The organism is Flavobacterium hydatis (assembly GCF_000737695.1).
Lineage (GTDB): Bacteria > Bacteroidota > Bacteroidia > Flavobacteriales > Flavobacteriaceae > Flavobacterium > Flavobacterium hydatis.
Map to the genome: position 1 here is coordinate 1 of NZ_JPRM01000043.1, position 22,389 is coordinate 22,389.

Here is a 22,389-nt window from a genome sequence, read left to right on the forward strand (position 1 = left end):
ATCATTACTTTCATATTTTATTAATCCATCTTCTTTATCCCAGAAAAATAATTTCATGTAATTATTACCATAATTATTGGCATTAATCTCGTCTTGAAATAAATATGCTGAATCATAAATTTTTCCTGTAGTCGACAGTACAACTTTTTGTTTAATTAATTGATTTACATTTTTAGAAAACTCAAGACCGAAAATTCTAAAAAATGGTGCTGTCTCATCATCAACCTCACTTTTTATCATTGATATTCTTCCTTCACAATAAGACTCATTATGACATATTGTGGGCTTTAGATCAATACCTATACCCTGCTTTTGTGCATCTCCAATTGTAAACCATTGACATTTTTCATTTGTGTAAAACTCCTCTTTATCTGAAACAAGAATAGTATCAATATTTCCTTTATTACTTTTAAAAATTAATAAATCGCCTTTTTTGTATGGATCTAACCACTCCATTTCATTTTTAGTTAGATTTAATTGTCTACATGTACAAGAATATAATATTACAAGCATGAGTACCAAAATATACTTTTTCATTTTTCATCGTTTTTCTTATCAGTACAGAAAAATTTTTCTCACTTTTAATGTGTGTTTCTAAACTATCTTATTTTCGCCAAAACTAACAACTAACAAACACTAAATAAACCACTTACAATTTTATTTATAATAAAATAAGACATAAAAAAAACCTCGCATTTCTACGAAGTTTTCTTTAATATTTCTTACTGACACGAAGTTAAGTATATTCGTTTTTAATAGATAAATTCATCTATAACCATTGCAAATGATTGTAATTTATTAATCAATATTTTATCCTGAATATAGCTTTCAAAACTCATATTCTTATCAAAACAAAATTGCATTTTTTGTTTAACCGCAAAATCAAGACATGCAATATAATTGAGCAATTCTTCTCTTTTAATTGTTTCGTTATTCACTTTAACCGTTTTATTATTCTTTTCGAAAAATATGGTTAATCCTTCCGATTTTGGCTTTTCGAGTTTATAATACACTTCTGTAAAGGGTACAAAGGCTAAATTCTTTCCGATGCTATCTGCGTATGAATAATAATTTTCGGCTTTTTCGTTTTTATGCGCTTTTTCAGCTCGTTTCTTTTCTTGCAATTTTGCTACTTCTGGAACAACCAATCTTAAAGGCAATCGTTTATCAATATTAAATAGCCAATTGGTCGAAATAATACTGTTCTTTCTATTCACTTCTGCCAAAGTATCTTTTCCGTTTACTCTAAAAAAGATATAAATAGGCGAATGATCTTGTACATCTTTCACTACAGATACATTTGCTTTTGGTAACAAAACATCTTCTTTTTTTCCGCAAGAAAAAAGTATACAAACAAGGATTAAGCTAAGGTATTTCATATTTTAATTTTTCATTTAACTAGACATGAAAATATGTCTTGTTATTAATTACTCATTTTTTAAATTCATCGTATAAAAATTCCGTAAGCAAATCTATTCTTACGCCACTATTGTTATCATTCAAAGCTAAACTTATTACTTTATTTACCTCTTCTTGTGTAAAACTATCAGAATTTCGTTTTGTATTAATTAATTGTTCGAAATGCTTTTCAATTTTTACTTTTAGTTCTAATTTTATTTTCTCTCTAAAACTATCTAATTGTATTGTTTTCTTATTATATAATGAATAATATCTTTTTCTTAGATTCTCATAATCATTTTTCCATTCTTCTGAAGTTTTTTCAATATTATATTTTTTATAATTTAGAAACAAAATTTCATCATCTAAATCCTCAAAGCTCCCCCACTGTTCCTCGTACTCACTAATTTCACCTTGCCAAATTTTCATTTTATCATTATCAATCTCTATGAAGAATTCTTCTCCAGCATATCGATGAACTTTCCAATACAAACTAATTAAATCTTCATAATCCAAATTCAAATTTATTTCTATAACCTCATAAAAATCGCTAGAATTTACAGCGTCTATTATAACTTCTGTTTTTCCCCAATTCGGAGTGTCCCCAAAATAGAATAGAACAGCATTGTTCTCTTCTATTGTAACCTTTTGAAGTATATTAAAACTGTTTAAGATATTCGGTTTTTTCATAATTCCCAATTAACCCATTTATAACGAAAGTATTTCTTTTTTGAAACTTTTAATAACAAAGTAAACTAATCAATGGTTCAATTTCTCAAACAAAGCCACGCATTCCATCGCTTCTTTTACATCATGAACACGCAAAATTTTTGCTCCTTTTGTTAGAGAAATCGTGTTCAAAACTGTTGTTCCGTTCAATGCTTCTTGCTGATTGGTATTTAGATATTTATATATCATTGATTTTCTAGAAAATCCTGCCAAAACTGGTAATTCTAAGATATTGAATAATTCCATTTTTTGCAAGACTTCATAGTTTTGATCTAATGTTTTGGCAAAACCAAAACCAGGATCTAGTATGATATCATTTATGCCTAAACTTCTCGCTTCAGCTACTTTTTCGGAAAAATAAAAAAGCATCTCTTTTACAATATCATCATAATCAGTTAGAGTTTGCATGGTTTGTGGCGTACCACGCATATGCATCAAAATATACGGAACATTATATTTGGCTATAACCTCAAACATTTTATCATCTAGATTTCCTCCCGAAATATCATTGATAATTGCTGCTCCGTTTTCTATACAAGCTTCTGCCACTTCACTTCTAAAAGTATCTATTGAGAGCAATGCGTCTGGAAAATGCTCTAAAATCAGCTTTACAACGGGAACAATTCGGTTTAGTTCTTCTTCTCCCGAAACAAATTCGGCACTTGGTTTACTAGAATATGCGCCAAGATCTATAAATGTTGCTCCATCGGCAAGCATTTTTCCTACTTGTGTTATTATAGCTTCATCGCTATCGTATTTTCCGCCATCAAAAAAAGAATTTGGCGTTACATTTAAAATTCCCATTACTTTAGGAACTGACAAATCAATAAGTTGCCCTTTGCAGTTAGTTGTCATTTTGTATTTTATTTAATGTTTTCTTTATTTCAGGTTTAAAGTTTTGGGCTTAGAAATCAAGATTAACTATTTCAACAACTTAAAACTTTAAACCTGAAACTTTAAACTCTTTCAAAAATTTATCCCTATTTTTGAAGAAATTTAGACAAATATACATCAATAATGAAGAATACTTCTCAAGAATACGATAATGTAATTGCGATTTGTCGTTCGCTTTTTATCAATAAAATGAAAGACTATGGTAGTGCGTGGCGCATATTAAGGTTGCCTTCATTAACCGACCAAATTTTTATAAAAGCACAACGAATTAGAAGTTTACAAGAAAATGAAATTCGTAAAGTTGATGAGGATGAAAAAGGAGAATTCATCGGAATCATCAACTATTCTATAATGGCATTAATTCAGTTAGAATTAGGTGTTGTAGATCAGCCTGATTTAGATGTAGAAAAAGCTACCGAATTATATGATGCCAAGGTAAAACTTACCAAAGAATTAATGCTTGCCAAAAATCATGATTATGGCGAAGCTTGGCGTGATATGCGTGTGAGTTCTTTAACCGATATAATTCTTCAAAAACTACTTCGCGTTAAGCAAATCGAAGATAATAAAGGAAAAACTCTAGTATCTGAAGGTATCGATGCTAATTATCAGGATATGATTAATTATGCTGTTTTTGCATTGATCTTAAACCCTTTGGACACAAAAAAATAAATTGCAATTTGTAAATTAAAAAAACTTTTATGAAAAATATAATTACACAATTCTCTAGATTATTTGTTGGAGTATTATTTATTATTTCTGGATTAATAAAACTAAATGACCCTGTTGGATTCTCTTATAAACTGGCAGAATATTTTAGCGAACCAGTTTTTAATATGCCTTTTCTAGAGCCAATTACTTTACCTCTAGCTTTATTCTTAGTAATCTTAGAAGTAGTTTTGGGTGTAATGTTACTTATTGGATATAAATCTAAAGCTACAATTTGGAGTTTATTAATCCTTATTATTCTTTTTACTTTCCTTACTTTCTATTCTGCTTATTTTGATGTGGTAAAAGACTGTGGATGTTTTGGTGATGCATTACATTTAACACCTTGGCAGTCCTTTACAAAAGATATTGTTTTATTATTCTTCATCTTAATATTGTTCATTAATAAAGAATTAGTTAAACCTTTATTTAGCAAAAGTGTTCAAAATATTGTTGCTTACATAAGCATCATTTTATGCATCTTTATGGGAGTTTGGGTATTAAACCATTTACCAATAAAAGATTTCCGTCCTTATAAAGTAGGTACAAACATCGAGAAAGGAATGGAAATTCCAAAAGGAGCACCACAATCTGTTGTTGAAATGATTTTTATTTACAACGTAAATGGTGTAAATAAAGAATTCACAGAAAAAGACTTAATGGCAATTCCGGAAGGAGCAACTTTTGTTGACAGAAAAGACAAGGTAATCACTGAAGGTTATGTACCGCCAATTCACGATTTTAGCATGGAAAAAGATGGTGAAGACCATAAAGACCAATTGCTAAAAGAACCTAAACTTATGATTTTTGTTACTTATGATTTAACTCGTTCTGAACCATCTGGAATGGAAAAATTAGAAAAATTAAATCAGGAAGCTAAAGCAAAAGGATATAAAGTAATTGCTATGACTGCTTCGGGACAAGATGAAATTGCTGCAGCAAAAAAACAATACAAACTTAATGTTGATTTTTACTTTTGCGATGCTATAACGCTAAAAACAATCGAAAGAGCAAATCCTAGTATTGTAATCTTAAATGATGGAACTATTACTCAAAAAGTACATTACAACGATATCAAAGATTTGAAATTATAAAATTTGAATAATTATAGTTTGTTACAAAAATTTAGATTGTAACAAAAAAAATTAACCCTATAAGTGATGTAAGTCCACTTAAGCTTTATACTGATTAGTCACGCTTATATTTCTTACACCACTTATAGGGTTTTTAATATCAAAGTCAATAACATTCTTACTTAAAAAGCAAAAGCATAATGAACAAAATATACAATCTCGTGTTTACTTTATTTTTGATGCTTTTTAGCTCTTTCAGTTTTGGTCAAGCCAAAACACAGGATACAACCCAAGCTTATATCTTCTTTTTTCATAATAAATTTCTTGAAGAAAACGATCTAAATGCAGAACATCCTGAATATGGAAGAGCCGAATACAACGAAATACTTCAATCTTTTAAAGATGATAATTTCATCGTTTTTAGCGAGATAAGAAATAAGAATACCGATTTTGGTAATTATGCTAAAAAAGTAGTAAAGCAAATTAATAGCCTAATAAAAAAAGGTGTTAAACCAAACAAAATAACGGTAATAGGAACTTCTAAAGGAGGTTATCTTGCACAATACGTTTCTACATATTTGGCAAATCCTAATGTTAACTTTGTATTTATCGGCTGTTTCACAGAAGCTGACATTCAACAAATTCCAGATATAAATTATTGCGGAAATATCCTGACAATCTATGAGAAATCAGATATCTACGGAGTTTCTGCCATAAAAAGAAAAGAGACCTCTAAATTAAAAATCAATCATTTCAAAGAAATTGAATTGAATACAGGTCTAAAACACGGCTTTTTATATAAAGCTTTAAATGATTGGATTGTGCCTTGCAAAAAATGGGCAAATGGCAATTATCAACTAAAATAAAACATAATGTTCAATATAATTCTGACTCAGAATTTATTGAACATTTTTTATAGCTCCCTAGACGTTTTTTGGCTTTTAAAAATCATCTAACTAAATAAAAAAACAACTTTTTTTATTCTTCATAAAATCTATTGAATAAAAAACACTCCAAAAACTCGTTTTGAGGTGTAACTATTACGATTTCATTTTCTTTTTTGTAACCAAAACTTCTCAATTTGTGACAAAATAAGCACACTGCCAAATTTTGTTAATCTCTATTTTTCTTTCGAATTGTTTGTTTAACTTTGGTAAAAAATAATTAACCATGAAACAAATAGTTCTATCACTTATTGCTTTTGTTACGTTTTCTTGTACAAATGCACAAAAAACAGCTTTCTCTAAAGAGGCTTTATCAGAAAAATTATTAGCAACTGATAATGGTCAAGTTGCTTTTAAAGACATTTTAAAAAAGTATAAAGGAAAAACTTTGGTTATCGAAGTTTGGGCTTCATGGTGTGGAGATTGCGTAAAAGCAATGCCAAAAGTAAAAGAATTACAAGCAAATAATCCAGATGTATCTTACCTATTCCTTTCGGCTGATAAAACTGCTGATAAATGGAAAGCAGGAATTGAAAAACACGAAATAAAAGGCGATCATTATATGATGAATGATGGTATGAAAGGTGTTTTTGGAAAAGCAATTGATTTAGATTGGATTCCGAGATATATCATTGTAGACAAAAAAGGTAAAATTGTTTTGTATCGTGCGATCGAAAAAGATTTTGATGTAATCAATCAAACTTTACAAGGCTTAAAATAATAGTATAAAATTTCAAAAAAATAAAAATAAAACAAACCGAGATGAGAAAGAAAATTGTTGCAGGAAACTGGAAAATGCATAAAAACGCAGAACAAACTGAAGATTTATTAAACGAATTAATTGCTAAATTACCAACTGTAAGTGAGGCTCAAGTAATTGTAGCTCCTACTTTTGTAAACTTAGCTTCTGCAGTTGCACATTTAGAGTTTACAACTATTGAGGTTGCTGCGCAAAATGTTCACCAAGCTGAAAGCGGAGCCTTTACAGGTGAAGTTTCTGCAGATATGCTAAAAAGCGTTGGTGTAAACTACGTTATTCTTGGACACTCTGAGCGTAGAGCTATTTTTAAAGAAACTGATGCTCTAATTGCTAATAAAGTAGATACTGCTTTAAAACATGAGTTAACAGTTATCTTCTGTTTTGGTGAAGAATTAAAAGACCGTCAAACAGGAAATCATTTTAATGTGGTTGAAAACCAATTAACTGATGGTTTGTTTCAGATAGAAAAAGAATCTTGGGCTAATGTTATCCTGGCTTACGAACCTGTTTGGGCTATCGGAACTGGAGAAACTGCTTCGCCAGAGCAAGCACAAGAAATGCATGAATTTATTAGAGAAACTGTTCGTAAAGCTTTTGGAAAAGAGATTGCTGAAGAAGTTTCTATTTTATACGGAGGAAGTGTAAAACCAGAAAATGCAAAAGAAATATTCTCTAAAGCTGATGTAGACGGTGGGCTTATCGGTGGAGCTGCATTAAAAGCAGATGATTTTGTTGCTATTGTAACCGCAATTTAATATTTCCCATATACATAAAAGATGGTTTGAGAGTGTAAAAACTTTCAAACCATTTTTTTATTCAATAAAACCATAATCGTCTGAATAACAATTACAAATCATAACCTTTTGTAAACGTTTAGTGTATTGATTTAATTATTCCTTGTTTTTATATTAATCTTATTATAACAGTTTTAAGTGATGTTTGTAGTCTACCATTAAACTACAAACTATGAGAAAACTTTACACAAAAAAATTACTTTACTCTTTCTTACTCCTAACCTCTTCTTTCTCTTGGAGTCAAACACTAATTAATTATTGGTCTTTTAATAATCCCGCATCTCTAGCGACTATAACAACGCCTAATGTTGCTCTAGTTCCCGGAACTACAATAACTGCCATTGCGGGAGGAACAAGTTTTATTGAATTTAATGGAGGAACAGGTCAAAATTTCGACCTTTTAAATCTAAACTCTCGTAATAGCGAAGTTTCTGGAACTCACCTCCGTTTTAGCAATCCTATAGGTGGCGCACTTATATTTGCCTTACCAACCACAGGCTATAAAAATATAATTGTAAAATTTGCTACACGCCGCTCTGCACAAGGGGCAGGAACTCAAAACTGGTTCTACTCTCTAGACGGAAATACATATACTTCGTTTATTCCCGTTACTCCAAATAATGGCGATCCGGCATTAGCAACTTTAGATTTTACAACAATTACGGGTGCAAACAACAATCCGAATTTTAAAGTAAAAGTCGAATTTGTTCAAGGTCCAGGTGGAACTGGCGGAAACAATCGTTTTGATAATTTCACAACAGAAGGAATTCCTAATAGTGGCGGAGATATAAGCGCTCCAATTGCAACTATTTTACCCGTAAACGCAAGTACAGCCATTAGCACTACAGTTAATCCTACTATTACTTTTAACGAAAGTATCCGCTTAATTAATGATAATAGTATCGATAACACTAATGTAGCTGCTTTGCTAGAATTACGTTTAAATAATGCAACTGGCGCTTTGGTACCTTTTACTGCAACAATAAATGATAAAGTTATTACAATTGTACCTTCACAAACATTGACAAATAATCAAACATATTATCTAGCATTATTACCAAATACTATCGAAGATTTAAGTAACAATGCAATTACTACAACACAATCATCAACGTTTACAACAGCTAGTCCAACTGTTTCATTTGCATCAAACTTTGTTACTGTAAACGAAAATGCAGGAAACTTAAATTTTGTAATCAATTTAGGAAGTCCAATAATTGGTTCTGTAGATTTAGTTGTAAAAGGAGCTCCTTTTAGTACCGCAGACGCGAATGATTTTACATTAAGTACACAAACCTTGCATTTTACCAATTCAAGCGCTTTAACACAAACTATTACAATTCCTATTATCGATGATAATCTAGAAGAACAACAAGCGGAATATTTTGTACTAAGTTTAGAAAATCCTGTTGGTTTTGCAATTACAGGAACACCTACAGCTACAATTTACATAAAAGATAATGACCGTTTAGCTCCAGTTCCTAACAAAGAAATCGAACTAAATTACATAGGCAGTTTTGATCCATCTGGGAGCAATACTAGTACCTGCGAGATTGTTGTTCATGATAAAGATTCTCAACGATTGTTTACTACGAGTGCCGTTGCAGGATTCCTAGATGTAATAAACTTTAGTGATCCTACATCTCCCAAAGTGATAAAATCTATAGATATGAACGTATATGGTGGCGTAACAAGTGTAGTTGTAAAAAATGGAATTGTAGCTGTTGCATCTCCAAATACAAATGAAGCGCTAAATGGTTCGGTTGTATTTTTTGATACTGATGGTGCTTTCCAGAAACAAGTAACTGTGGGCGCTTTACCCGATATGATTACATTTTCGCCAGACGGAAAAAAGGTTATGACTGCTAATGAAGGACAACCAAATCTTGATTACACTGTTGACCCCGAAGGCTCTGTAAGTATTATCGATATTTCTGGCGGAATTGCTGCTTTAAATCAATCGAATGTTACCACTTTACTCTTTACAGCTTATAATGCTCAGGAAGCTGCTTTAATTGCGTCTGGCGTTCGAAAACTAAAACTAACCAGTACACTATCTCAGGATTTAGAACCAGAATATGTTACTATAAATTCCGACTCTAAAAAGGCATGGGTAACTTTGCAAGAAAATAATGCTATTGCCGAGATTGATTTAACCAACAATACTATAATTGATATTTGGGCATTAGGAACAAAAGACATCAGTATTCCTGGAAACGGATTTGATGTATCTGATAACAACGGTGAAGTTTTAATTGCCAATTGGCCTATAAAAGCCTTTTATCTTCCTGATGGCGTTGCCAATTATACTGTTGGAGCAAATACATACTTGGTTACTGCAAATGAAGGTGACGAAAAAGAATATACCGGTTTTGTAGAAAGAACAACTGTAGGCGCAACCAATCTTGATGCGACTATTTTTCCTAATGCAGCCGTTTTAAAACAATCGTATAATTTGGGTCGTTTTAGAACTACAAATCTAAATGGGAATTTAGATGGCAATGCCGATTTTGAAGAGGTTAATTGCCTTGGAGGACGTTCTTTTTCTATTTTTAATGCAACTACCAAACAAATTGTTTTTGATAGCGGAGATGACTTCGAAATGTACACTGCAGCAAATTTACCATCACTCTTTAATGCTGATCACGAAAGTAATACTGCTAAAGCAAGAAGTCGTGCTAAAGGTCCAGAACCAGAAGGTATAACAACTGCAAAAATCGGAAGCGAAACTTTTGCTTTCATATCATTAGAACGCGTAGGTGGTGTTATGGTATATAATGTGACTGACCCAAATAATGCGAAGTTTGTAGAATATAAAAATAGCCGTAGCACATCGGCATATGCTGGAGATCACGGACCTGAAGGTATTACCTATATTGCTCCCGAAAATAGCCCTACAGGAAAAGGATATATACTTGTAGCCAATGAAATAAGTGGTACGATTACCATCTTTGAGGTAAATGCTAAAAGCTTATCCGCTCCCGATTTTGTTTCGGACAGCACACCTACTTTTGCATTGTTTCCAAATCCATCCCAAAAAGGAATTGTATATTTTAACAGAACTGCCGATATTCAGGTTTTTGATATAAATGGCAAAAATGTTTTAACTACAAAAAATGCACAAACTATTAATACATCTCAACTTACAACAGGTATTTATTTTGTAAAAACCTCTGAAGGAATTGTCAAAAAAATGATAGTAAAGTAATTGAAGCCTACTGTTGTACTCCCCAGCACAACAAAATAAAAAAGAGTGATAATTAATTTTATCACTCTTTTTGTTTACACAAAAGTAAAACAAGTACATAAAACTTAAACAAATTTTTATTATATTTGAGATTACAATTGTTTAAAATTCAGAATAATACAATCTAAATTCACTTCTTACAATTGTTACTCCTTCCTCCAAATTCAAAAGAACAAAACAACCTTTTTTAAATTAATCATCATCATAAAACCTACAACTATGATAAAATTAATCACTTTTCTTTATGGAGTATTTGCTTATCTTCTATTTCTCATCGCTTTTCTTTATGCAATAGGATTTATAGGCAATTTTATAGTTCCTAAATCAATCGACACAGGAACTGAAACAACCTTTACACAAGCACTTCTCATTAATGTACTCTTGTTAAGCTTATTCGCACTGCAACATAGTGTAATGGCCAGACCAGCATTCAAAAAATGGTGGACAAATATTGTTAATCCCGTAATCGAACGTAGCACCTATGTACTACTTTCAAGTTCAGCACTACTATTAATATACTGGCAATGGCGACCAATGCAGGCTATAGTCTGGAAAATTGAGAATGAAACTGCAGCCATGATTATAAATGGCATTTATTTCTTAGGATGGATTATCGCATTACTTTCTACCTTTATAATTAATCACTTTGATTTATTTGGATTGAAACAAATTACTCAAAGCATGAAAAATAAAGATCTAAAACCCGAGTGTACTACATTCAAAGTAATTCATTTATACAAAATCGTAAGACACCCGATTATGTTGGGATTTTTAATTGCATTTTGGGCTACGCCTGTAATGACAATCGGACACTTAGTGTTTGCACTAACTACAACCATTTATATTTTTATTGCGGTAAAATTTCTGGAAGAAAAAGATCTTCGAGAGTTATTTGGAGAAGAATATAAAAATTATCAAAAAAAAGTACCAATGTTAGTTCCATTTATTAGGAAGTAAAACTAACATTTAATGCTTCCGCAAAATTTGATTACATTTGAGAATTCAATTGCCTGAAATTCAAAATAATATACATAATCCAATTAACTTAATTGTTACAATTATTATTAAACCCATTAAATTCAAAAAAGATGAAATTTACTAGAAAAGCACATGCCAACTGGAAAGGTACTGGAATGGAAGGAAAAGGAACTATTAGTACACAAAGTACCACATTAGATAATGCTCAACTATCATTCAAAACACGTTTTGAAAATGGTGTAGGCACCAATCCTGAAGAATTGATTGCTGCAGCTCATTCTGGCTGTTTTACGATGCAATTAAGCTTCTTACTATCAGAAGCAGGTTATGTACCCGAAGATTTACATACAGAGGCTACAGTTACGTTTGAAGACGGTACAATAACTCAGATTAATTTAGATTTAAAAGGGAAAGTTCCAAATATCTCCGAAGATGAGTTTTCTAAAACAGCATTAAAAGCCAAAGAAATTTGTCCGATATCTAAGTTATTGAAAACGAATATTACTTTAACGGTAAATTTACTCTAACTAAAAAAGTAACTATGAGATAATGTTTGCGAAAAATGATACACGGATGACACGGATTTGTTAAAGCAAAAACGCTGATTAAAACGGATTTTATTCTATTACTTTAAAAATCTGTTTTTACCTACGTTACTATTTAGACAACTATTTTAATTTCATGATTTTCTTTCAGAGTAATAAAATTAAATAAAAGCAAAGTCCCGCATTACTGTGGGACTTTGTTATTTATGTCTTGTTTTGAAATAGCAATACATAAAAACAAATCAACTTATTTCGCAATCATATTCAAAAATTATTATATTTATAACAAATAAACAACCAAAAAACCTAAATAAACTCACTTCTAGCTTATTAAAAAAATTCAATTATGGAAATCTATAAAAAAGACAAAAAAGTAAGAAGCAAAAAACTAAAAGCACGTGTAGATTTAACCGCAATGGTAAGCGTATCTTTTTTATTAATTATATTTTTTATGGTTACAACTGAATTGGGAAAACCGAAAGCTATAGATTTAGGCTTACCTGAAAAATATCCTGGTTGGAGTGGTTGTGGTAAAGGTATTGAGGATCGCGTCCTAACAGTTTTACTTGATGATAATGATAGAATAGTATTTTATAGCGGATTCCTAGAATGGTCAATGGATAGCCCTAAAGATCTAAAATATGGCAAAGACGGAATTCGTAAAGAATTGTACAACAAAAACAAATCTATTCTAGAATATTCAGCTAACATTGGAAGACCTAATAGAGGAGCAATTGTAATCATTAAACCTAGTAAAAAGTCTAATTATAAAAATTTAGTTGATATTCTCGATGAAATGGAAATTGCTAAAATTGATACTTACACAATTATAAATGACTTTACACCTGAGGAATCAAAATTATTAGCAGTTAGATAATCTCCTAATTTTATAATACATTCATTTTAATCTACTAGTTATGGAAATCTATAAAAAAGACAAAAAAGTAAGAAGCAAAAAACTGAAAGCAAAAGTAGATTTAACTGCCATGGTAAGTGTTTCCTTTTTATTAATTATATTTTTTATGGTTACGACTGAATTGGGTAAACCGAAAATCATGAGTTTAAGCTTACCTGAGAAAGATTTCGATGAAGAAGAGCACCGCGTTATCAACTGTGGTGCAGATATGAGCCGCATTATAACCATTTTACTAGATGATAATGATAAAATTATTAGCTATTCCGGTCTTTTATTTACTCCGATAACTGGTCCAAAAGAATTAAATTATGGAAAGAACGGAATCCGTCAAGAACTTTTTAATAGAAATAAAACTATTTTGGAATATTCAGCAGCAATTGGAAAGCCAAAAATTGGTCCAATTGTAATTATAAAACCAAGCAAAAAATCAAATTATAAAAATTTAGTTGATATTTTGGACGAAATGGCAATTGCTAAAATTGAAACCTATGCAATTGTAAATGATTTTACACCTGAGGAATCAGAATTGTTGGCAGTCAACTAAAACTTAATATAGCAAACGGTGATTCTTGTGGTGATTCTTCGTCCCTCAGAAAGACAAGTTTAAAGTTAAAACAAAATCCGTTATACTCTACGACTTTGCTTTAGTAAATCCATATCATCCACGTTACTATATAGACAAACTTTCAAACTCTACGACCTTTATCAGAGTGATAAAAATTGAGCATAAAAAAAGTCCCACATTACTGTGGGACTTTCTATATTCTGGAAAACTAAAAATTACTTTTTAATAAACTTAGTACTTGAATTTCCTTTATCCGATTTTATTTTTATAAAGTAATTACCTGTTCTAAGATTCGAAACATCTATTGTAGAAACCGACTTTGCATTTGGAATAGCAATTACTAATTGTCCTAAAACATCATAAACAGCAATCGATTGTACTTCGATATTCTTTGCATTGGTTATATTTAAAACCTCATTTGCAGGATTAGGAAATACTGTAAAATAATTTAAAAACTCGAAATCCTGAGTTCCTAATGTTGTTTGAAATGTAGAAATTGCTTTATTGGTTAGAATTGGAAAATTATAATCGAAATAAATATTTGCCTCGTTCATAAATGAATCTCCTACCTTTAATGTTGGTTTTGTTTTAATTTTGAAAGCAACATAACCATCATTATTAGCATTATCAAAAGGAAGATTGATATTCTCAAAAATGAATTCTACTTTGTTTGTTCCTGAAATTTTGGTTACAAAAGGATGACTTGAACTCGTTGGAATTAAAGTTGAAATATCAAATTTAGATAAATCAATCATATCTTTTACAACGATATTTTGCGCAAGATATGTTCCTGTATTTTCAAAACGAATCATATAATGTACATACTCGCCTATTAGACTTGGTGTAATAACTGAACCCTCTAAACACGTTTTGTCGTTTGGATCATAAGAACCTACGACTGTTTGATTTAAAGTGAATGCATTATCAGTTGGAGTTTCGTCTACGTTTTGTGATGCTATTGTTGTTACAAATTTTAATATATCACCATTGTTTACTGCAGGTATTTCCATTGGCGAATTTAAATTTAATGTAAAACTAATTTCTTTAGTCTCAAATGGTTTTAAATTAGAAAAAATCCAGGATAAGTTACCTTCAGTTTGAGTAGAAACTATAGGACTAGCAACAACCAAATCCAAAACCGCATCTTTAAATTGTAAATTAATTGTCCCGTTTTCTATTCTATTTCCTTTGTTTTTATAGATGATTTTATAATTAGAGTCAAATCCTGGTCTGGCAGAATTAATAGGAACAACTATTACTTCAACATCATGTTTGTCAAAATTAGAAACACAGAAATTTTGAATAAACGGACTAGTTTGCGTTGAAAAATTAACTGTGATATTTTGAGGAGTTATAGAAAAATAGTTTGGATTTTCTAGTAGTGGTGTTAGTGTGTATTCTCCAGCTTGCACAGGAATATAATAGGATCCAAAATTGTTTGCAAATAGTGTTTGTGTAGAAGTACCATCAGTTAATAAGTATTTGGAATATGGAATAAAATTATCATCACTATCACAACCGTCATTTAAAAAATCTAATTTTTGACTACCTTCAATAGTATAAAACGTACCTCCAGGTGTAAAACTACAATAAGTATTTACATGACAATTTGGTAAATTTGAAGTCTCCTTTTGAACCAACGATAAATCTTCTTCATCTGCACATATATATCTTAAATATCGTTCCCCATTACGAATAGATAAATTCACCCAATTTTTGGTGTTGCCATTTTTAATATTTAAAAATTCTAATTTATTATAAAAAGATACTAACCAATTTAAATTTGGGCAATTTGACACATCTAATGAAGTAAGTTCATTAAGTTGGCAAGAAATATTTTCTAAGCTTACATTTTTCGAAACATTTAACAGGGTTAAATTATCAGATATACAAGTAAGTGTTTTTAAATTAATTAAATTAGATAAATTAATTTCATTCAAACCAGTATTGTTATTCATTTGAAATTGCACTAAACTTGGAATTGAGTTAACTTCAGATAAATTTGATATTTTATTATAATGGCAAAAAAGTGTATGCAAATTACTAAAATACGATAAGCCTGTTAAATCAGTAATATTTGCATTAGAGATATCTAATGACTTAATTAATAATGCTTCACTAATTTGAATTTCACCATCATTATTTGTATCAATCTTATTGTAATAAGTCGGATATCCTGGATTAAAATATTGTATCGATGCAACCGGTACAGTATTTCCGTTAGTTGCAGTTAAAAGTTTTGCTTTTAAGTTAGCATCAGGAAAATTAATAACCTGTGCACTCAATCCATTAAAAATGCATAAAGTTAGAATTAAAAAGTAGATTTTCTTCATATAGTTATTTTTGAACAAAAATAACTTTTTAAGACAATAACACAACTTTTTTTGTTAAAATAAACCAAATAAATCACATTACTTACTAAACACCAAGAATCCTAAGTTATAGTCCACGTTATTATTTAAATAATGATATTCTAATGAAAATGATTCTTATAGCCCTGATAGTAACGACATCCTTTTTATTTTTTCTTTAAAAATAAAAAGATATAGTGGATAGCAGGAAATAGCTCCTACTCTTTGACTCCACTCTTTGCTGTAAAAATTAAACAAAAAAAAGTCCCACATTGCTGTGGGACTTTCTATATAGAGGAAACTAAGAATTATTTTTTCTCAGTTTTTTCCATTTTAGCTTTTAAAGCAGCTAATACATCATTGTTATCTCCTAAAGTTGCAGCTGGTGCATTAGTAGTAGAGTTAGATGAAGTATTTTCAGTTGCAGCTTTCACGTTTTTCTCTTCTTCTTCACGGAAGATAGCAGTGTGAGAAGCAACTACTCTTTTGAATTCTTTGTTGAATTCGATTACTTTGAAATCAGCAGTATCACCTTTTTTCAATTTCTTTCCGTCTTCTTTTTCAAGGTGACGAGTAGGAATGAAAGCAACGATATCATCTCCGAATTCTACAGTAGCTCCTTTGTCAACGATTTCAGAAATCTCACCATTGTGGATAGTTCCTACAGCGAAAGAATCTTCGTATTGATCCCAAGGATTAGCAGTAGTTTGTTTGTGACCTAAAGATAATTTACGTCCTTCAACATCTAATTCTAATACAACTACATCAAGTTTTTCACCAACATTTACAAATTCAGATGGGTGTTTGATTTTCTTAGTCCAAGAAAGGTCAGAAATGTAGATTAATCCATCAATTCCTTCTTCTAATTCTACGAAAATACCAAAGTTTGTAAAGTTTCTAACGATACCTGTATGTTTAGAACCTACTGGGTATTTAGAAGTAATATCAGTCCATGGATCTTGAGTCAATTGTTTGATACCTAATGACATTTTACGGTCATCTCTATCTAAAGTTAAGATAACAGCCTCAACAACATCTCCAACTTTTACGAAATCCTGAGCAGAACGTAAATGAGTAGACCATGACATTTCAGAAACGTGGATTAAACCTTCAACACCTTCAGCAACTTCGATAAATGCACCGTAATCAGCGATTACAACTACTTTACCTTTTACTTTGTCACCAATAGTTAAATTAGCATCTAAAGCATCCCATGGGTGAGCGTTTAATTGTTTCAATCCTAATTGAATTCTTGTTTTCTCATCATCGAAATCAAGGATTACAACGTTTAATTTTTGGTCTAATTCAAGAACTTCACTTGGGTGGTTGATTCTACTCCAAGAAAGGTCAGTAATGTGAATTAATCCGTCAACACCACCTAAGTCAATGAACACACCATAAGAGGTAATGTTTTTAACAACACCTTCTAATACTTGTCCTTTTTGTAATTGACCGATGATTTCTTTTTTCTGTACTTCGATATCAGCTTCGATAAGCGCTTTATGAGATACAACAACGTTTTTGAATTCGTGGTTAATTTTTACCACTTTGAATTCCATCATTTTGTTTACATATACATCGTAGTCTCTAATTGGCTTAACGTCAATTTGAGATCCAGGTAAGAAAGCTTCAATACCGAAAACGTCAACGATCATACCACCTTTAGTTCTGCATTTTACAAAACCATTAACGATTTCACCTGTTTCGTTTGCAGCAATAACTCTATCCCATGATTTAATAGTACGAGCTTTTCTGTGAGATAATACTAATTGACCTGTTTTATCCTCACGGATGTCGATTAATACTTCTACTTTATCACCAACTTTTAAGTTTGGGTTGTAACGGAATTCGTTTAAAGAAATAACACCTTCCGATTTTGCGTTGATATCAACGATAACGTCTCTATCTGTAATTCTAACAACTACACCTTCTACTACTTCTTCTTGATCTGTAGCGATGAAAGTTTTTGATACTAAGTCTTCGAATTCTTGTAAGTTTTTCTCATCTACTGCATCGATACCTTCTTCGAAGTTATGCCAGTTAAAATTTGCTAAAAACTCTTCTTGTGATTTTAATTGTTCAGACATGCTGATAAAAAATTTGTATTCTGTTTTTCTCGAGTTTCTTAAAGTGATAGAAAAAACAGAAGTTGTTTTACATAAATAGTTGATACCTAATGGAAACTCTTCTCTACCAAAAGGTTTGCAAAATTAATACATTTATTTGTACTGACAAAATAAATCCAGATGATTATCAGCCAATTATTCAGGAGCAGAATAATTCGTTTTTTTCAGGAACAATAGTCCCGCTATCCGTTACAATCTTTTGTGCCGAACCCTGGCACAAAAGGATTTTCACTTCTATCGGGGCTAGATTAGAAGTTTTGTAGTTTTTAACCCTTCTTTTAGGCTTACTAAGCGTACGTAACCTACCTTTGTCAAAGTTTAAAACTTTGACAAAGGTTTATCTAGAATATAATTTTCTTTACTTTTACTCTATGGCTATGACACTCGAAGAGATAAAACTAAAAATTGATACTTTCCATAATAACGGACAAGTTATCAATGCTGTTTATTGGCTTTTAAAAAAGTATAGTCTAAAGAATTCTAACTTAAAAGGATTTGAGTTTAGAGAAAAAGCCGAACCTAGTTTTATCCTAATGACTACCGAAGGTGATTTTGGAAAGCCACAAATCATCCGAATTCCAGAAAACACATTTGAATTCCCTCTAGAATTAATGCTTGCTCTTATAGTTCATGAAATGGTTCATGTAAACCAAAAAACTACGAAACCGTACATTTTAAACAAAAACGAACGAGAATGGCAGGCTTATTACGAAATGAATTTTAATATTCTGTTTCCAAACCTACCCGAAATCTCCAACTTTCATAAAATTTTCTTCGCCAACAAAGGTCTGGAATACTACGACCGAATGGGCGAAGGTTCTGAACTTCAACAAAAATATGCCGAACAAAAAAAGCAAGTAGAAAACCTGATTGCTTCGTTAAGTTAAAGCATACAATTTTAAAATAATGTAGCTAAATAAAAAATCCCGTTTTCTATAACTAGAAAACGGGATTTTATATATATTAAAAAGTCTTAATGACTCATATTTTCAAATTCTTTTGGATCGTGTTTATGCTTAAATAAAATAGCAAAAGCAATTGCAATAACCAAGGCATAAGCTGCAAATGACAACCAGATGTTATGCCAGTCTTTCATTAAGATTTCACTACCAAAAACACCATCAGCAGAAACTGTATTTCCATGACTTTTTACAAAATCTAACATCTTAGGATTTGTAGATTCCGTTTGAAGAAATCCAGCCAATTCAGATGAGTTTTTAAATGATTTTGTAAAGAATCTATCTATTGCCCATCCTGAAGTTAAACTTCCTAGAATAGCTCCTACTCCATTAGTCATCATCATGAATAATCCTTGTGCAGATGAACGTATCTTAGAATCTGTATTACTCTCAACAAATAATGAACCTGAAATATTAAAGAAGTCAAACGCCATTCCGTAAACTACACATGACATAATAATCATCCATAAACCATTTACAGGATCTCCAAAAGCGAATAATCCAAAACGCAATACCCAAGCAAGCATACTAATAAGCATTACTTGTTTGATACCAAAACGCTTTAAGAAAAATGGAATTGCCAAGATAAACAAGGTTTCTGATACTTGAGAAATTGACATGATAATTGTAGAATACTGAATTACAAATGAATCGGCATATTTAGGAAAATGCTTAAATTCATCCAGAAAAACATCTCCGTACGCATTTGTAAGTTGCAAAGCTCCTCCTAAAAACATAGAAAATACAAAAAATAAAGCCATTTTGTAATTTGCAAATAACTTAAAGGCTTCTAATCCTAATGTTTCTGTTAGCGAAGCATTTTCTTTAGTTAAACGTTGTGGCTTACACTTAGGTAATGTAAATGAATACACTCCTAATATTAAAGCTGCAATTCCTGCAATATAAAATTGATATTCTGTCGATTTGTTTCCGCTAAGATTAGTAATCCACATGGCAACAATAAAACCTATTGTTCCCCATACACGAATAGGTGGAAAATCTTTTACGATATTTTTATTATTTAATTTAAGCGAAGTATATGAAATGGAGTTACTCAATGCAATTGTAGGCATATAGCAACACATTGCTGCAAGCATAACATATATAAAAATATCTGGAGTTGTAACTTGGGCTATTCCAAATAAAACTAAAGCATATGCTATATGTAAACCTCCATATAATTTTTCGGCATTTACCCATCTGTCGGCAATAATTCCTGTAAGAGTTGGCATAAATAAAGAAGCAATTCCCATGGTTCCGAATACTAAACCAAATTGAGTTCCTTCCCAATTCTTAGTTCCAAACCAATAATTTCCGATTGTAATAAGCCACGCTCCCCAAACAAAAAACTGAAGAAAGCTCATTATAATCAATCTGTTTTTAATTCCCATATGATGAATTGTCTTTAAAATAAAATTAGGCGGTAAAACTACTATTTAAAATGAAATCTGCAAAGAATTAAGCTGTTTTTACAACATCATTCACTAATTCCATTACTGCTGCAAATTGTTCTTCTTTATTTAGGTAAGAATTATCTATCTCTACAGCATCATCGGCGATTACTAATGGTGAATCTTCACGGTGCGTATCGATATAATCACGCTCTTCAACATTCTTCAAGACTTCTTCATAAGATACATCATCTCCTTTTTGCTGCAACTCATCAAAACGTCTTTGCGCACGTGTACTTGCACTTGCTGTCATGAATACTTTAAGTTCGGCATCAGGAAAAACTACAGTCCCTATATCCCTACCATCCATAACGATACCTTTATTTTTTCCCATTTCTTGTTGTTGCTCTACTAATTTAGAACGCACTTGAGAAACTTCGGCAACTTTGCTCACAAAACTAGAAACCTCGATTGTTCTAATCTCTTTTTCTACATTTTCGCCATTCAAAAACATTTCTCCAAAACCCAATTCGGCATTAAATTGAAATACCAATTGTATTGAAGGTAAACTAGCAACCAATTTTTCTTTATCAAAAGAATCTGCATTTATATATCCGTTTTTCATAGCATAAAGTGCTACGGCGCGGTACATTGCACCAGTATCTACATATACATATTCCAACTCTTTTGCTAATTGTTTTGCCAAAGTACTTTTTCCCGTTGACGAAAATCCGTCGATAGCTATAGTTATTTTTTTCAAAATATCGATTTTAATGTTTAAAGATAGTAATTCTAATTATTTTTATTTTTAGTCCTGAAAATTAATCGTTAACCCAAAAAGATTTGTGTTTGCTCCTAAACTATATCTGGAATAGGAATAATTAAATTTCAATTTATTTAATTTTAGTCCGAAACCTAGAGACATTCCAGAGAAATTACGCTGCTCTAGAATTCTCAATTCTTCGCCTCTCCTAAAATTGTATCCCAGTCGCAAATTAAATGCTCTTTTTGGGAAAAGTTCAACCCCAAAAATCACGTGTCGCAATGCATTATTAAAGAAGGGCACTTTTTCATCGGTTGTAGTTCCATCAATACCGGTTTCGGCTCGTGCTGGATTAGAGAAAGCAAGATTCCATTGTTGCAAATTCTCTAATGTAAGATGCCATCGAATAGGCACATTTTCTAATTCTTGCGAGACTCCTGCAATTACCTCCAAAGGCAATTTCTCGTGAATTCCTGAATAGGTACTAAATTGAGTTCCTATATTTCTGATGACCAAAGCCCAATTTATATCATTTTTTTCGTCGATATAAATCATTCCTAAATCCAGAGCTCCACCAAAAGAATGGTAACTCTCGAGAGTCGAAGAAATCAGCTTGGCATTTGCCCCAATATGAATATCTGTATACGGAATATTATAGGCGTACCCAAAAGATAGTGCAGCTTCACTCCCTGTAAAGTCTGAAGTTGCCTGACCATTCTCATCATATCCGTCAAAATTTCCGTAGTTAACATAACTTACACCAGCCTGAAAAGTTTGCAAATGCTGATCGTATGTATATGCGTAAGAACCGCTACCATAAGTTACCTCGCCATAATAGCTTCCGTAATTTAATGCCAGACGATTGCTCATATCCTGATTTAGAGTTGCAGGATTAAACAATACTTGGTTTACATCGTCGTCATAAATAGTGATTACTTTGCCACCCAAAGCGGCTTGTCTAGGCGAAGGCATTAGGTTTAAAAACTGATAGGTATACTTACCTCCTATTTGCCCGTAGGAAACAGTACAAAAAGTAAATAAATAAAAGAATCCCAGTTTTTTTAGCATGCTTTATATATTGCTTTTACCTTTTACTAAAACGCAGCTGCGAAGATAAAATTATAATGTGACAAATTACAAATTGTGGATTTCAATTTAAAATAAAAAATTCCAAACCCTAAACTTTTTATTAAATCGTTTAGAATCTGGAATTTTATTTCAGATTTTGAATTGTCTTAAGACTTATTC

At 31.3% G+C, this 22,389-nt stretch carries 21 protein-coding genes; 12 read left to right on the forward strand and 9 right to left on the reverse strand.

Annotated elements, in window-relative coordinates; genetic code table 11:
- The 4 genes from IW20_RS21175 to folP form a co-directional block, all read right to left on the reverse strand.
- Positions 1-456, reverse strand: a 456-nt coding sequence (locus IW20_RS21175) for a hypothetical protein (protein WP_035627240.1), incomplete at its 3' end; no start/stop codon positions are given.
- 296 nt (positions 457-752) lie between these two features.
- A complete protein-coding gene (locus IW20_RS21180) occupies positions 753-1,379 on the reverse strand; it encodes a hypothetical protein (RefSeq protein ID WP_035627242.1) in 627 nt (208 codons plus the stop codon).
- Between the two features lie 52 nt (positions 1,380-1,431).
- Positions 1,432-2,088 carry a hypothetical protein gene (locus IW20_RS21185; protein WP_035627244.1) on the reverse strand — a complete coding sequence of 219 codons (657 nt, stop codon included), beginning with the start codon at positions 2,086-2,088 and terminating at the stop codon, positions 1,432-1,434.
- A gap of 69 nt (positions 2,089-2,157) precedes the next feature.
- Entirely contained in the window at positions 2,158-2,982 is an 825-nt protein-coding gene (gene folP, locus IW20_RS21190) for a dihydropteroate synthase (RefSeq protein ID WP_035627246.1), read from the reverse strand.
- 162 nt (positions 2,983-3,144) lie between these two features.
- Between folP and IW20_RS21195 the strand changes: the two genes are divergently transcribed.
- From IW20_RS21195 to IW20_RS21240, 10 genes are all read left to right on the forward strand, one after another.
- On the forward strand, positions 3,145-3,693 hold the full coding sequence (locus IW20_RS21195; protein WP_035627248.1) for a DUF1599 domain-containing protein: 549 nt from the start codon (positions 3,145-3,147) through the stop codon (positions 3,691-3,693).
- Positions 3,694-3,722: 29 nt separating this feature from the next.
- A complete protein-coding gene (locus IW20_RS21200; protein WP_035627251.1) occupies positions 3,723-4,823 on the forward strand; it encodes a BT_3928 family protein in 1,101 nt (366 codons plus the stop codon).
- A gap of 179 nt (positions 4,824-5,002) precedes the next feature.
- Positions 5,003-5,668, forward strand: a complete 666-nt coding sequence (locus IW20_RS21205) for a hypothetical protein (RefSeq protein ID WP_035627253.1) — start codon at positions 5,003-5,005, stop codon at positions 5,666-5,668.
- Between the two features lie 304 nt (positions 5,669-5,972).
- Positions 5,973-6,467 (forward strand): TlpA family protein disulfide reductase, encoded by a 495-nt coding sequence (locus tag IW20_RS21210; protein ID WP_035627254.1) that lies wholly within the window; start codon positions 5,973-5,975, stop codon positions 6,465-6,467.
- Between the two features lie 41 nt (positions 6,468-6,508).
- The gene (tpiA, locus tag IW20_RS21215; RefSeq protein WP_035627255.1) at positions 6,509-7,261 is read left to right on the forward strand and encodes a triose-phosphate isomerase; all 753 of its coding nucleotides are present in this window, start codon (positions 6,509-6,511) and stop codon (positions 7,259-7,261) included.
- A gap of 211 nt (positions 7,262-7,472) precedes the next feature.
- Positions 7,473-10,508 (forward strand): choice-of-anchor I family protein, encoded by a 3,036-nt coding sequence (locus IW20_RS25615; protein ID WP_051886086.1) that lies wholly within the window; start codon positions 7,473-7,475, stop codon positions 10,506-10,508.
- A 258-nt stretch (positions 10,509-10,766) separates the two neighbouring features.
- Positions 10,767-11,504 (forward strand): methanethiol S-methyltransferase, encoded by a 738-nt coding sequence (gene mddA / locus IW20_RS21225; protein WP_051886087.1) that lies wholly within the window; start codon positions 10,767-10,769, stop codon positions 11,502-11,504.
- Positions 11,505-11,635: 131 nt separating this feature from the next.
- Positions 11,636-12,052, forward strand: a complete 417-nt coding sequence (locus tag IW20_RS21230) for an OsmC family protein (protein ID WP_035627258.1) — start codon at positions 11,636-11,638, stop codon at positions 12,050-12,052.
- Positions 12,053-12,416: 364 nt separating this feature from the next.
- Positions 12,417-12,947: an ExbD/TolR family protein gene (locus IW20_RS21235; RefSeq protein WP_035627259.1), complete on the forward strand. Its 531-nt coding sequence runs from the start codon at positions 12,417-12,419 to the stop codon at positions 12,945-12,947.
- Between the two features lie 40 nt (positions 12,948-12,987).
- Positions 12,988-13,530 (forward strand): ExbD/TolR family protein, encoded by a 543-nt coding sequence (locus IW20_RS21240; protein ID WP_035627260.1) that lies wholly within the window; start codon positions 12,988-12,990, stop codon positions 13,528-13,530.
- A gap of 236 nt (positions 13,531-13,766) precedes the next feature.
- Here the strand turns inward: IW20_RS21240 and IW20_RS21245 are convergent, their stop codons facing one another.
- Positions 13,767-15,884 carry a DUF7619 domain-containing protein gene (locus tag IW20_RS21245; RefSeq protein WP_035627266.1) on the reverse strand — a complete coding sequence of 706 codons (2,118 nt, stop codon included), beginning with the start codon at positions 15,882-15,884 and terminating at the stop codon, positions 13,767-13,769.
- A gap of 326 nt (positions 15,885-16,210) precedes the next feature.
- Positions 16,211-17,989, reverse strand: coding sequence for a 30S ribosomal protein S1 (gene rpsA / locus IW20_RS21250; RefSeq protein ID WP_035627268.1), 1,779 nt, complete (start codon positions 17,987-17,989; stop codon positions 16,211-16,213).
- Between the two features lie 89 nt (positions 17,990-18,078).
- On the opposite strand from rpsA, the gene IW20_RS26440 reads away from it, so the two are divergent.
- Positions 18,079-18,291, forward strand: coding sequence for a hypothetical protein (locus tag IW20_RS26440; protein WP_035627271.1), 213 nt, complete (start codon positions 18,079-18,081; stop codon positions 18,289-18,291).
- Positions 18,292-18,399: 108 nt separating this feature from the next.
- Complete coding sequence (locus tag IW20_RS21260) at positions 18,400-18,915, forward strand: hypothetical protein (protein WP_316930748.1); 516 nt, start codon at positions 18,400-18,402, stop codon at positions 18,913-18,915.
- An 86-nt stretch (positions 18,916-19,001) separates the two neighbouring features.
- Here IW20_RS21260 and IW20_RS21265 read toward each other — a convergent pair whose 3' ends face one another.
- From IW20_RS21265 to porQ, 3 genes are all read right to left on the reverse strand, one after another.
- Positions 19,002-20,378, reverse strand: coding sequence for a nucleoside permease (locus tag IW20_RS21265; protein WP_035627273.1), 1,377 nt, complete (start codon positions 20,376-20,378; stop codon positions 19,002-19,004).
- 67 nt (positions 20,379-20,445) lie between these two features.
- Positions 20,446-21,138, reverse strand: a complete 693-nt coding sequence (cmk, locus tag IW20_RS21270) for a (d)CMP kinase (protein ID WP_035627275.1) — start codon at positions 21,136-21,138, stop codon at positions 20,446-20,448.
- A gap of 48 nt (positions 21,139-21,186) precedes the next feature.
- Positions 21,187-22,209, reverse strand: a complete 1,023-nt coding sequence (gene porQ, locus IW20_RS21275; RefSeq protein WP_035627277.1) for a type IX secretion system protein PorQ — start codon at positions 22,207-22,209, stop codon at positions 21,187-21,189.
- Positions 22,210-22,389 lie beyond the last annotated feature (180 nt).